The organism is Streptococcus pasteurianus, assembly GCF_004843545.1.
Lineage (GTDB): Bacteria > Bacillota > Bacilli > Lactobacillales > Streptococcaceae > Streptococcus > Streptococcus pasteurianus.
Map to the genome: position 1 here is coordinate 525,474 of NZ_CP039457.1, position 13,888 is coordinate 539,361.

The 13,888-nt window shown below is 38.0% G+C and carries 12 protein-coding genes and 1 pseudogene; 8 read left to right on the forward strand and 5 right to left on the reverse strand.

Annotated features, from left to right (window positions below; translation table 11 throughout):
• Positions 1-3 precede the first annotated feature (3 nt).
• The 8 genes from ftsA to ileS all read left to right on the forward strand — a co-directional run bounded on the left by ftsA (position 4) and on the right by ileS (position 8,949).
• Positions 4-1,371, forward strand: a complete 1,368-nt coding sequence (ftsA, locus tag E8M05_RS02950; RefSeq protein ID WP_003063703.1) for a cell division protein FtsA — start codon at positions 4-6, stop codon at positions 1,369-1,371.
• Between the two features lie 20 nt (positions 1,372-1,391).
• Positions 1,392-2,714 (forward strand): cell division protein FtsZ, encoded by a 1,323-nt coding sequence (ftsZ, locus tag E8M05_RS02955; RefSeq protein WP_003063705.1) that lies wholly within the window; start codon positions 1,392-1,394, stop codon positions 2,712-2,714.
• The gene (locus tag E8M05_RS02960; RefSeq protein WP_041972913.1) at positions 2,714-3,388 is read left to right on the forward strand and encodes a YggS family pyridoxal phosphate-dependent enzyme; all 675 of its coding nucleotides are present in this window, start codon (positions 2,714-2,716) and stop codon (positions 3,386-3,388) included. The genes ftsZ and E8M05_RS02960 overlap by 1 nt, the downstream gene beginning before the upstream one ends.
• A 14-nt stretch (positions 3,389-3,402) precedes the next feature.
• Entirely contained in the window at positions 3,403-4,011 is a 609-nt protein-coding gene (locus E8M05_RS02965; protein ID WP_003063709.1) for a cell division protein SepF, read from the forward strand.
• Positions 4,012-4,014: 3 nt separating this feature from the next.
• A complete protein-coding gene (locus tag E8M05_RS02970; RefSeq protein ID WP_003063710.1) occupies positions 4,015-4,269 on the forward strand; it encodes a YggT family protein in 255 nt (84 codons plus the stop codon).
• A gap of 1 nt (position 4,270) precedes the next feature.
• Positions 4,271-5,062 (forward strand): YlmH family RNA-binding protein, encoded by a 792-nt coding sequence (locus E8M05_RS02975; RefSeq protein ID WP_101774340.1) that lies wholly within the window; start codon positions 4,271-4,273, stop codon positions 5,060-5,062.
• A gap of 10 nt (positions 5,063-5,072) precedes the next feature.
• Positions 5,073-5,840 (forward strand): DivIVA domain-containing protein, encoded by a 768-nt coding sequence (locus E8M05_RS02980; protein WP_003063713.1) that lies wholly within the window; start codon positions 5,073-5,075, stop codon positions 5,838-5,840.
• 310 nt (positions 5,841-6,150) lie between these two features.
• Positions 6,151-8,949, forward strand: coding sequence for an isoleucine--tRNA ligase (ileS, locus tag E8M05_RS02985; RefSeq protein ID WP_061100190.1), 2,799 nt, complete (start codon positions 6,151-6,153; stop codon positions 8,947-8,949).
• Between the two features lie 59 nt (positions 8,950-9,008).
• Here the strand turns inward: ileS and E8M05_RS02990 are convergent.
• The 5 genes and pseudogenes from E8M05_RS02990 to E8M05_RS03010 form a co-directional block, all read right to left on the reverse strand.
• A pseudogene (locus E8M05_RS02990) lies at positions 9,009-9,701 on the reverse strand (transposase); the annotation flags it as partial.
• Between the two features lie 101 nt (positions 9,702-9,802).
• Positions 9,803-10,105, reverse strand: coding sequence for a DUF1827 family protein (locus tag E8M05_RS02995; protein WP_003063719.1), 303 nt, complete (start codon positions 10,103-10,105; stop codon positions 9,803-9,805).
• Positions 10,106-10,176: 71 nt separating this feature from the next.
• On the reverse strand, positions 10,177-10,623 hold the full coding sequence (locus tag E8M05_RS03000) for an NUDIX hydrolase (protein ID WP_061100188.1): 447 nt from the start codon (positions 10,621-10,623) through the stop codon (positions 10,177-10,179).
• 287 nt (positions 10,624-10,910) lie between these two features.
• Positions 10,911-13,199 (reverse strand): ATP-dependent Clp protease ATP-binding subunit, encoded by a 2,289-nt coding sequence (locus tag E8M05_RS03005; RefSeq protein WP_061100187.1) that lies wholly within the window; start codon positions 13,197-13,199, stop codon positions 10,911-10,913.
• A 141-nt stretch (positions 13,200-13,340) separates the two neighbouring features.
• A complete protein-coding gene (locus E8M05_RS03010; protein WP_058692783.1) occupies positions 13,341-13,868 on the reverse strand; it encodes a DUF3278 domain-containing protein in 528 nt (175 codons plus the stop codon).
• Between the last annotated feature and the right edge of the window lie 20 nt (positions 13,869-13,888).

Consider the following 13,888-nt stretch of genomic DNA (forward strand, 5'->3'; position numbering starts at 1 on the left):
TGAATGGCTAGAAATGGCTTTTTTACAGGTTTGGATATAGGAACAAGCTCGATTAAGGTTCTAGTAGCAGAATTTGTTTCTGGTGAAATGAACGTGATTGGTGTGAGTAATGTTCCCAGTACGGGAGTAAAAGATGGGATTATTATAGATATTGAGGCTGCTGCGGAAGCGATTAAAAAAGCGGTTGAGCAAGCAGAAGAAAAAGCGGGAATGACAATTGATAAGATTAATGTAGGTCTTCCAGCTAATTTGCTTCAGATCGAACCCACCCAAGGGATGATTCCAGTACCTAGTGAATCAAAAGAAATTAAAGATGAAGATGTTGATAGTGTTGTTAAATCAGCATTAACAAAAAGTATTACTCCAGAGCGTGAAGTAATCTCATTGATTCCTGAAGAATTTATCGTTGATGGTTTCCAAGGAATTCGTGATCCACGTGGCATGATGGGGATTCGCTTAGAAATGCGTGGTTTGATTTATACAGGACCAAGTACTATCTTACATAATCTTCGTAAAACAGTTGAACGTGCAGGTATTAGTGTTGAAAATATAATCATCACACCGCTTGCTATGGCAAAATCAGTTCTTAACGAAGGTGAACGCGAATTCGGTGCTACTGTGATTGATTTAGGTGGCGGTCAAACAACCGTTGCTTCTATGCGTGCACAAGAATTGCAATACACTAACATTTACCCAGAGGGTGGTGAATATATAACCAAAGATATTTCAAAAGTTTTGAAAACATCTATACAGATTGCTGAAGCCCTTAAGTTTAACTTTGGACAAGCTAACCTAGAGGAAGCAAGTTTATCAGAAACGGTCCAAGTTGATGTTGTTGGTAGTGATACACCTATCTCAGTTAGCGAGCGTTACTTGTCAGAAATTATTTCTGCGCGTGTACGCCACATTCTAGATCGTGTTAAACAAGATTTAGAACGTGGACGTTTGCTTGACTTACCAGGTGGTATTGTTCTTGTTGGTGGTGGCGCAATCATGCCAGGTGTGGTTGAAGTTGCTCAAGAAATTTTTGGAACAACCGTTAAACTACATGTCCCAAATCAAGTTGGTATCCGTAATCCAATGTTTGCTAACGTCATCAGTCTTGTTGAATATGTTGGGACAATGAGTGAAGTGGATGTGATCGCGCAACGAGCAGTTTCTGGTGAAGAACTTCTTCGACGCAAACCAGTTGATTTTGAACCACAGCCGCAAGTACGACCTCGAGTGGTCTATAATAATGATTTAGTTGTGCCGGCAAATGATAACCTAGTATCGCAACCTACTCAGGTTCCACCAGTTCAAAAACAAGAAGAATCAAGACCAAAACTTGGTGAGCGTGTTCGTGGTATTTTTGGAAGTATGTTTGACTAAACAATAAGTGAGGAATAAAAATGGCATTTTCATTTGACACAGCATCAGTACAAGGTGCAGTTATTAAAGTTATTGGTGTCGGTGGTGGCGGAGGTAACGCTATTAACCGTATGATTGATGAGGGTGTTGCTGGTGTTGAATTTATCGCAGCAAACACTGATATCCAAGCATTGAGCTCTTCAAAAGCTGAAACTGTTATTCAGTTAGGCCCTAAATTGACTCGTGGACTTGGTGCTGGAGGACAGCCTGAAGTAGGTCGTAAGGCTGCGGAAGAAAGTGAAGAGGTTTTGACAGAAGCTCTTACAGGGGCTGATATGGTCTTTATCACTGCTGGTATGGGCGGTGGTTCTGGTACAGGTGCTGCACCAGTTATCGCACGTATTGCTAAAAGCCTAGGCGCTCTTACTGTTGCTGTTGTAACACGTCCATTTGGTTTCGAAGGAAACAAGCGTGGTAACTTTGCAGCAGAAGGAATTGCAGAACTTCGTGAACAAGTAGATACATTGCTTATCATTTCAAATAATAACCTTCTTGAAATCGTTGATAAGAAAACACCTCTTCTTGAAGCACTTAGCGAAGCTGATAATGTCCTTCGTCAAGGTGTCCAAGGTATCACTGATTTGATTACAAGCCCTGGTCTTATCAACCTTGACTTTGCCGATGTTAAAACAGTTATGGCGAACAAAGGTAACGCCCTTATGGGGATTGGTATTGGTTCCGGTGAAGAACGTATTACAGAAGCTGCTCGTAAAGCAATCTTTTCACCACTTCTTGAAACTACAATTGATGGTGCGCAAGATGTAATCGTTAACGTTACTGGTGGTCTTGATATGACTCTTACAGAAGCAGAAGAAGCTTCTGAAATCATTAGTCAAGCAGCAGGTAAAGGTGTTAATATCTGGCTTGGTACGTCTATTGATGATACGATGAAAGATGAAATCCGCGTAACAGTTGTTGCAACAGGTGTTCGTCAAGACCGTGCTGAGCAAGCAGCAGGATTCCAACAACCAACTCGTTCATTTACTCAAGCTAATGCACAACAAGCAGCAGGTGCTCAATACGCTTCAGAGCGTACACAACAACCAAATCAAACAACATTTGAACGTCGTTCAAGTTTTGACTATGATATGGGTGAAAGCCATGCTATGCCAACTTCGCAACAGCCAGCGGCTAATCAATCTCAACAAAAAGAAAATTCATTTGGTAACTGGGATCTTCGCCGTGATAACATTGCACGTCCAACAGAAGGTGAATTAGATAGTAAATTGACAATGTCAACATTTACAGCCAATGATGATGCGGATGATGAACTAGAAACACCACCATTCTTTAAAAATCGTTAATGACAGATTTTAAAAAAAATAAAGACCTTGTTTTTGAACAAGTTGCGCAGGCTACGCAACAAGCCAATCGTTCTAAAGAAAGTGTCAATATTATTGCCGTGACGAAGTATGTTGATAGTGGTGTTGCTGCTCGTCTTATTGACACAGGTATTGAACATATTGGTGAAAATAGAGTCGATATGTTTCTTGATAAATATGAAGCCTTAAAAGATAGAAAGTTGACTTGGCATTTAATTGGAAGTTTGCAACGTCGAAAAGTTAAAAATGTGATTAACTTTGTTGATTATTTCCATGCTTTGGATTCTATCAAACTTGCTTCAGAGATTCAGAAACGAGCAGAGCATACTATCAAATGTTTCTTACAGGTTAATATTTCAGAGGAAGAGAGCAAACACGGTTTTAAAGTTTCGGAAATTGACGAAGCTTTAACCGCAATCTCTGAATTTGATAAAGTGGAAATCGTGGGCTTGATGACAATGGCTCCGAAAGAAGCTTCTGAAAGTGAGATTGAAGAAATTTTTGGAAAAGCAAACCAACTTAGACAAGAGTTACAAGCTCGCCAATTACCTCATATGCCTTTTACGGAATTAAGTATGGGGATGAGTGGTGATTACAAAATTGCGATTCGCAATGGAGCGACTTTTGTCAGAATTGGAACATCATTCTTTAAATAACGGGAGAACAAAAGATGGCATTTAAAGATAAATTTGACAAACTAATTTCTTATTTCGACACTGATGAGGTAAGTGATGTTGAAGAAACTGTTGAAGAAGAGGCTCAGCGCCCACATGTTCAACAGCAAGCAGAAGCAGTACCACAACAAGCCCAAAGACGTGCTGAACCAGTTCAAAATGTTAGAACTCAGCAAATTCAAGGTGGTGGAGCAGCTCGTCAACGTCCACAACAGCCTCAACAAAGACGAGCAGTTGAAGAAAATCAACCTGTTCGTTCAATAAATCAACGTCGTGAAGAACAAATGCAAGTACGTGCTAATCAAGCGACAACGACAATTGCTTTGAAATTTCCTCGTAAATATGAGGATGCTCAAGAAATTGTTGACCTTTTGATTGTTAACGAATGTGTATTAATTGATTTCCAGTACATGCTTGATGCACAAGCACGCCGTTGCCTTGACTTTATTGATGGTGCAAGTAAAGTTCTTTATGGAAGTCTTCAAAAAGTTGGTAGTTCAATGTACTTATTGACACCTTCTAACGTTATTGTTAATGTTGAAGAACTTGCTGTTCCAAATAACGGTCAAGACATCGGTTTTGACTTTGACATGAAGAGACGCTAATATATGATTTTTGTATTAATTGTACTATTAAGACTAATTCAGTTTTACTCTTATCTGTTATTTGCGTATGCTTTGCTTTCATGGTTCCCAGGAGCTTACAACACTTGGTTTGGAAGAGCCATGGGGCAACTGGTTGAACCAGTTATTAGACCTTTTCGTCGTTTTAATCTTCAATTCATGGGATTAGACTTTACAATTTTGGCCGTAGTAATTGCGCTAAACGTTTTAAGTCGTATTCTTATCATGATTTTTGCGTAATATGGCGATGCAAAAGGATTTATATCAGCATTTTCGACCAGGTGAGTATGATTTTATTGAAAAGATTGATGACCTTGCTCGTCGTGTCGAAGCAACTTATGCATATGCTTTAACAGATTTTCTAAATCCTCGCCAAGTTGATATCGCAAGAAGCGTTATTGGCAATCGAGGATTGCACTATTTTGTTTCGAGTGATTATTATCCAGCTGAATACGCTCGACTTATTGTGGCACCTGACTATTATGAGTTTAATCCTGAGGATTTTGAATTAACTTTGCTTGAGGTGAATTACAATTCAAAATTTAATCAGCTGACACATTCTCAGATTATGGGAACTTTACTTCATAAGCTTGGGATTAAACGAACAGTTATCGGAGATATTTTAGTTGAATCCGGTTATGCGCAGCTTTTGGTAACGCAAAATATGGCTGATTACTTTAGAGCTGATGTGACTAAAATTGCTAAGGCTAGCGTTTCACTAAAAGAAATTCCTCTGGAACAGTTAATTGCAGGTGAGAAAGATAGTCGACAACTGGACATCATAGTTTCTAGTATGCGCATGGATAAAGTTCTTGCAACAGTTTTGAAGCTTTCAAGAAGTCAAGCAGTGCAGTTGATAGAAACTGATAAAGTAAAACTTAACTATCAAATAGTTGATAGAGCCTCAGAAATGCTTCAAGTTGGAGATTTGATTAGTGTTAGAGGATTTGGTCGCTTTTCTATTTTAAGTGAAAATGGTCTCACTAAAAATGGAAAATGTAAATTGACCGTAGATAAGATGATACATAAATAAGGAGAAATCAATGGCACTTACAGCACTTGATATTAAAGATAAAACATTTAAATTAAAATTTCGTGGTTACGACGAAGAAGAAGTTAATGAATTTCTTGATATTGTTGTAGATGATTATGAAGACTTGGTTCGTCGTAATCATGAACAAGAAAACAGAATCAAAGATTTAGAAGATAAATTAGCTTACTTCGATGAAATGAAAGAATCATTGAGTCAATCTGTTATCCTTGCACAAGAAACAGCTGAAAAAGTTAAAACATCTGCTAACGATGAAGCTGCTAACCTTGTTAGCAAAGCTAACTATGATGCACAACATCTTATTGATGAGGCTAAATCAAAAGCTAATCAAATTTTACGTGATGCAACTGACGAAGCTAAACGTGTTGCTGTAGAAACAGAAGATTTGAAACGTCAAACACGTGTTTTCCATCAACGTTTGGTAGCGGCTATCGAAGGACAGCTTGGTTTAACAAATTCACCAGAATGGACAGAATTGTTGCAGCCAACAGCTGTTTACCTTCAAAACTCAGATGCTGCTTTCCGTGAAGTTGTTGAAAAAGTTTTGGAAGAAGAAGTTCCAGAAACTGATGATGAATTGTCAATGGATGCAACACGTCAATTTACACCAGAAGAAATGAAAGAATTGCAACGCCGTGTTGAAGCAGGAAACAAACACCTTGAAGAAACACAAAAAATTGCTATTGTAGATGACAGCGAAGCAGATTCTGAAATCAATCTTAACGAAACACAAACATTTAAATTAAATATCGAAGAATAAGAAAAACACGGTTGATAGTCAATATTTACAGCGAGCAGGCGATGGTGTGAGACCTGCAATCACTTGGGTATCAATTATCCTTTTCTAACATTTTTACCTGAATCAAGTAGGGTAAAAGGGCAAACTCACCTTACGAGTTAAAGAGGGAAATTTAGATTTTAAAGACTAAATTTCTAAACTAAGGTGGTACCACGAGCTTTCGTCCTTTTTGAGACGAAGGCTTTTTTGTTTAACCATTTATATGTTAGGTCATTTTCTGTTATTGGCAATGTCAATGATAGTTAAATATTATTATTTATAAGGAGTAGTCATGAAACTAAAAGATACGCTTAATCTTGGGAAAACTGCGTTCCCAATGCGTGCTGGACTCCCAAACAAAGAGCCAAATTGGCAAAAAGAATGGGAAGAAGCAGATATCTATGCTAAACGTCAACAATTAAATGAAGGCAAACCTTCTTTCAATCTCCACGATGGACCTCCGTACGCTAACGGAAACATTCACGTTGGTCATGCTATGAATAAAATTTCGAAAGACATTATTGTACGTTCAAAATCAATGTCTGGTTTCCGTGCCCCTTATATTCCTGGTTGGGACACACACGGACTTCCAATTGAACAAGTGTTGGCTAAAAAAGGTGTGAAACGTAAAGAAATTCCTTTGACTGAATACCTTGAAATGTGTCGTGAATACGCACTTAGCCAAGTTGATAAACAACGTGAAGATTTCAAACGTCTTGGGGTATCTGCTGATTGGGAAAATCCATACATCACATTAATTCCTGAATATGAAGCTGCTCAAATTCGTGTCTTTGGTGCAATGGCTGATAAAGGTTACATCTACCGTGGTGCAAAACCTGTTTACTGGTCATGGTCATCTGAATCAGCACTTGCTGAAGCAGAAATTGAATATCATGATATTGATTCAACATCACTTTACTATGCTAATAAAGTTAAAGATGGTAAAGGTGTGCTTGATACTGATACTTATATTGTTGTTTGGACAACAACACCATTTACAGTAACAGCTTCACGTGGTTTGACTGTTGGTCCTGATATGGATTACGTTGTTGTGAAACCAGCTAATGATGACCGTAAATTCGTTGTTGCAGAAGGACTTTTGGATAGCTTAGCTGAAAAATTTGGTTGGGAATCATTTGAAGTCCTCGCTAAACATAAAGGTACTGAACTCGAATACATCGTTACAGAACATCCATGGGATACAGAAGTAGATGAACTTGTTATCTTAGGTGACCACGTTACACTTGATTCAGGTACAGGTGTTGTCCATACTGCCCCTGGTTTTGGTGAAGATGACTACAATGTTGGTGTTAAATACAATCTTGAAGTTGCTGTTACTGTTGACGAACGTGGTATCATGATGGAAAATGCTGGTCCAGATTTCCAAGGTCAATTCTATGATAAAGTTGTTCCAACTGTTACTGAAAAACTTGGTGACCTTTTGCTTGCTAGTGAAGTCATCACTCACTCATATCCATTTGACTGGCGCACTAAGAAACCAATTATCTGGCGTGCTGTACCACAATGGTTTGCATCAGTTTCTAAATTCCGTCAAGACATTCTTGATGAAATTGATCGCACAACATTCTATCCAGAATGGGGTCGTACACGTCTTTACAACATGATTCGTGACCGTGGTGACTGGGTTATCTCACGCCAACGTGCATGGGGTGTGCCACTTCCAATCTTCTACGCTGAAGATGGTACAGCTATCATGACGAAAGAAGTAACTGACCATGTTGCTGATTTATTTGCTGAATATGGTTCAATCGTTTGGTGGCAACGTGAAGCTAAAGACCTTCTTCCAGAAGGATTCACTCATCCAGGTTCACCAAATGGTGAATTCACTAAAGAAACTGATATCATGGATGTATGGTTTGACTCAGGTTCTTCATGGAATGGTGTTATGAATGCTCGCGAAGGTTTAGAATATCCAGCTGACCTTTATCTTGAAGGTTCTGACCAATACCGTGGTTGGTTCAACTCATCATTAATCACTTCAGTTGCTGTTAACGGACATGCTCCTTATAAAGCTGTGCTTTCTCAAGGTTTCGTCCTTGATGGTAAAGGTGAAAAAATGTCTAAATCACTCGGAAATACAATCCTTCCAAGTGATGTTGAAAAACAATTCGGTGCTGAAATTTTACGTCTTTGGGTAACTAGTGTTGATTCTAGCAACGATGTTCGTATATCAATGGATATTTTGAAACAAACATCAGAAACTTACCGTAAAATCCGTAACACACTTCGTTTCTTGATTGCCAATACAGCAGATTTCAATCCAAATACAGATGCAGTTGCTTACGAAAACTTGCGTGCAGTTGATAAATACATGACTGTTAAATTCAACCAATTGGTAGCAACAATCCGCAAAGCTTACGAAGCCTATGACTTCATGGCGATTTACAAAGCTGTCGTGAACTTCATCACAGTTGATTTATCAGCATTCTATCTTGATTTTGCTAAAGACGTTGTTTACATTGAAGCAGCAGATAACCTTGCTCGCCGTCAAATGCAAACAGTCTTCTACGATATTTTGGTTAAAATCACTAAATTATTGACACCAATTCTTCCTCACACAGCTGAAGAAATTTGGTCATACCTTGAATTCGAACCAGAAGAATTTGTTCAATTGTCTGAATTACCAGATGCTGAAGTCTTTGCAGGGCAAGAGAATATTCTTGAAGAATGGGATGCCTTCATGACACTTCGTAACCAAGCTCAAAAAGCTTTGGAAGAAGCTCGTAATGCTAAAATCATTGGTAAATCATTGGAAGCTCATTTGACAATTTATGCTAGCGAAGAAGTGAAGACTCTTCTTACAGCACTTGATAGTAACGTTGCTCAATTGTTGATTGTATCTCAATTAACTGTTACTGATGAATCTGCACCTGCTGACGCAGTAGCTTTTGATGATGTTGCGTTCACAGTTGCTCATGCTGAAGGACAAGTTTGTGACCGTTGCCGTCGTGTTGACCCAACAGTTAAAGAACGTTCATACGGTGTTACCATTTGTGACCACTGTGATGAAATCGTTGAAGCAAACTTCCCAGAAGTAGTAGCAGAAGGATTTGAAGTTAAAGCAAAATAACATAACACTGCTTAACAAATACAAAAACGGCTCTTTGTCAACTGTAGTGGGTGACAAAGTTAAGCTCTAGCGAGAACAAGTGTTGTTCTCGCTTTTTTTGCTGTTCAAAGCGAGGTAAATGCGCTTTTTTTAAGTTGTCAAAGTTCCTATAACCAAAAGCGTTGTATTTAATATTTTTGATGAGTTTGTTGGTTGCTTTAAGTTTGGTGTTGGTAATGTATTCCTTATAGTGAATAAAAGTTGTTAGTGCTGTTTTTAAAGAGTGATTGAGTTGAGGTAAAGCTTCCTAAATTAATCCAAAGAATTGTTCGGTATTCTTTTCTTGTAAGTGAAAAAGGAGTAATTGATAAAGGTTGTAGTAGTGTTTAAGTTGCGGCACATGTTTAAAAATCTTTTCTAAACATCCTTTAAGCGTTAACGTTTCTCTGAAAGTCTTTGAGTAAAAAGTATGAGGCGATAATTTTCGACTATCCTTTTGAATGAGCTTCCAGTAATATTTTAGGACACGGTATTCAAGAGATTTCTTCTCAAATTGTTTCATTATTTGGATACGTGTCTGTTTTAGCGCTCTGTTTATGTGCTGAACAATATGAAAACTTTTAGACCGAGAGTAAAATTGGAGAGTGAAGGTGTTTAAGTAAAGGACTGTAGTTACCAGACATGTCCATCGTAGCGACTTTCACCCTTTCCCGAGCCTCTTTTGAGTATTTAAAAAAGTAATTACGAATGATTGCTTGTCGTCTGTTATCAAGATATGATTCTTTCTATTTATTGTTTCATCGCTTTAAATTTGAAGTCATATGGGACTTTTTGTATACTAAAGCAAATAAAAAATCAGGTTGTGGAGACCTGATTAGTGAGCTGTTGGGAATGAAATTTCAATTAGATTTGCTGTGTGCAAGGTTTTTAATTGGTCTAGTTGAACGATTGATTTATCGATTTTACGTTTGAGGAAAAATTCACGAATAGCTTCAATTTCACTATCTTTAATAGCGCGATATTTGTTTGAGATCAATAGCTCGTAGTGTTTTGGCGCTTGTGTGAAAATAACATCAGTATTTCCTGCAGAATAGGTCTCGACGAGCTTTGTATCCGTATTTCGCAACTGATTACGAACCAGCTCAGAATGACTACTTGTTGTGTTGATTAACCTCATATATCTCCTCCTGTGTGATTTTCTACTCCTATTATAACACTATTTTGAGTGAAAAAGTAGAATAAGAGATATTAGTGATGATTTTTTTTCCAAGCTTCAACCCCCCACTTGTGGCTACCACGTTTTAATTTGTCGATAGCTTCATCAATTGAAAACCAAGAGAGGTTGTTGAAGTCTTCCAAAGGATTATCAATTTCTTCAAAATGTGTCACTTCGTAGATATAAGCGGGATTATAAAAATAGGTATCACGGTGGCGAGAGTAAAAATACTCATCTGCCTGTCCATAGTAATAACCTAGCTCAGCCGAAAAGCCCAATTCTTCAATGAGTTCACGTTTTAAAGCTGAAAAATGGTCTTCACCAGCTTCGATTTCTCCACCAGGAAGAAACCAAGAACCATTAGGTGCTTGAACTAGGATAATCTGGTTTTTATCAGCATTTGGAATAATGGCATAAACACCATAGCGTGCTTTGTAATCAACAGTTGTAAGTTTTTCACCGAAAGTTGGATTTGTCATGATATTCTCCTATGAAAAATATGATAGAAATAGTGGAGACCAAAATAATTAGTACGAGTGTCTGTTGGTGACATTATACTAAAAAAATGAACTTTTTTCTATAAAATTATCGGAATATTTTGATTTTTTTATGACAATTTGCCGTTATAAAAACAGCAGAGCAGAGAATGTTGTGGAAATCTGGAATATCATCAAGTCTTGTTGATGAGCTGTCACTAGTAAAGTCATTTGAAGCAAAGAAAGAAATAGTTTGGAACTATTGTCGTCCCAAACTATTTAGAGTTTCATTATTCTGATTCTGCTGAAACGGTTGTTTCTTCTTTTTCAATTTTTTTAGCAGATTTGATGATAATTTTACCATTACTTGTCATAACAGCTTTCAAATCTTTTTCGCTTGGGTTTTCAAGATAGAAGTCTGTAATGGCATCTTCAATGTGATCTTGGATAGTACGACGTAATGGACGAGCACCCATTTTAGGATCGTAGCCAAGGTCAACTAATTTTTCTTTTACTTTATCAGAAACTTCGAGGTGAATATCGTTAGTTGCTAGGCGTTTATTGACATCGTCAAGCATAAGGTTAACAATTTGGAGAAGATTGTCTTTGCTAAGAGCCTTAAATTCGATAATACCGTCGAAACGGTTCATGAATTCAGGACTGAAGTAGTTGCTAAGTTCACCAAGAACAGAATTTGTACGTCCTTCACGAGTAGCACCGAAACCAACTGAAGCTTCTGTTTTACCAGTACCAGCATTAGAAGTCATGATAATAATAGTATCTTTGAAGCTTACTGTACGACCTTGACCGTCAGTCAAACGACCGTCATCAAGAACTTGCAAGAACATATGCATAACATCAGGATGCGCTTTTTCAACTTCGTCAAGAAGGATGAGTGAGTATGGATTACGGCGAACTTTTTCTGTCAATTGACCAGCTTCTTCGTAACCAACGTATCCTGGAGGCGCTCCGACAAGTTTAGCGACCGCATGTTTTTCCATGTATTCAGACATATCGAAACGAATCATACTGTCAGCTGAGCCGAAAAGTTCAATCGCTAATTGTTTAGAAAGTTCTGTTTTACCAACACCAGTTGGTCCAACAAAGAGGAACGAACCGATTGGACGATTTGGGGTACCAAGACCGACACGATTACGGCGAATAGCTTTGGCAATCTTGTCAACGGCATCATCTTGACCAATGACGTGTGTTTTCAAATCATCAGCAAGATTAATTAATTGTGATTGTTCCTTTTCTTTCAAATCACCAACAGGAATGTTAGTTTTTTCTTCAACGATAGCTTCGATAGTCTTTTCAGTAATGACTGGGATATCGTCTTCGTTGATTGTTTGTTGTTGCATTTCCTTGTATTTAGCGATTTGGTCACGGAAATAAGCTGCGCGTTCATAATCTTCTTCGCGAGTAGCTTGTGTTTTTAGGTTTTCAGCTTCCACTAAACGCTTGTCGATTTCTTGTGGGTCAACAAAGTTAAGGGTTAAATTCATTTTAGAACCAGCTTCGTCTAGCAAATCAATGGCTTTATCTGGGAGGAAGCGATCCTGAATGTAACGGTTAGAAAGATTTGCGGCAGCTTCAATTGCATCATCGCTGTATTTGACATGATGATAATCTTCGTATTTCTTTTGAATACCACGAAGAATCGTAATCGTTTCTTCCACGCTTGGTTCATCAACTTTGACAGGTTGCATACGGCGTTCAAGTGCTGCATCTTTTTCAATAATGCGGTATTCATTGAGTGTCGTAGCACCAACTAATTGAAGTTCACCACGAGCAAGTGCTGGTTTTAAAATATTACCAGCGTCCATGTTGCCGTCGCCTGCAGAACCAGCACCGACAATTTCGTGAATTTCGTCAATGAAGAGAATAACGTCCTTGCGTTCACGGATTTCTTCCATGAGTTTTTGCATACGTTCTTCAAATTGACCACGAATACCTGTTCCTTGCACAAGGCTAACGACATCAAGACGAATAACCTGTTTATTTTGAAGTTTTTGTGGAACGTTACCATCTACGATTTTTTGAGCTAATCCTTCAACAACGGCTGTTTTACCAACCCCTGGTTCACCAATAAGAACAGGATTATTTTTGGTACGACGGTTAAGAATTTCAATCACACGAATGATTTCGGCATCACGTCCAATGACAGGGTCGATGTCACCGCGACGAGCAATATCAGTAACGTTGATACCAAATTCTTCTAGCAAACCTTTTTGTTGTTGCTGTTGGCTAGCTGCGCCGTTTGGACGATAATTGTTATTATTGCCGCCGTTATTTCCACCACCTGATTGTGTTGGAGGCGTATTTTGGAAATCTTGTCCACCGAATGCGTGGAAATTATTTAAATTACTGAAGAAATCATCAAAAGGATTCATACCAGTAGATTGATTTTGTGTGGAAGAAGTTTGTGCATTTCCTAAACCACCTAAAATAGTATTGTTAGGGTCAGTTTTCATGATTTGATAGCAATTTTGGCACAAATCAATTTGCTTTTGCTGACCATTGACATTTGTATAGAGATGAATTGTTGATTCGTTTAAATGACAATTTTGACAGAGCATATATAATACCCTCCTTTCGTAACGGCTTGACATTGACAATAAAGGTCAAAGATAGTCAAAGTTCATGATTCTATTATAGCACTAGGTTAATAGAAATCAAGTAAAAAGCATTAAAAAATTAGCACTCTTACGCTAAGAGTGCTATGCTTTCTCAGGGTCAATTTGACTGGCTGTCATAGACCCCATAGCAGCGCCCCAAATTACCCCACCGAGGGTGATTGCGATAAGTCTGAGAGGATTTGTGAAGAGTTCCAAAGGATTTTTTCCCTCTTGCCATTTGCTAAAAGCGTTAAAAACGAGCATGAATAGTGCAAAAATTCCATCAACTAACCAGCCCTTTTTGCGAGCATTCTGCCGTGTCTGTTCGACTTCATTTTTAGGGATTTCCAATGATGTTTGCAAATCACGATTGGTCAACATAACAAGAAGAATAATAGGAATAACAAAAATGAGGCCGAAGAGATTAATATAGAGGACAGCAGTGGCCGCTATTGTCTGGTTGATGAGTAAAATAATAGCAGAAAAGAATAACTCAAAGAAAAAAAGACCGATAAACAGTTTATTGCTGATACGATTAACTTCTTGTTCGCGATATTCGTCTAATTTGCCATTAATTCCGTAGAAACGTTTAATAAATTTTAACCAAAGTGATATTTTCTTCGTTTTCATAATGATTTTCCTTTAAAATT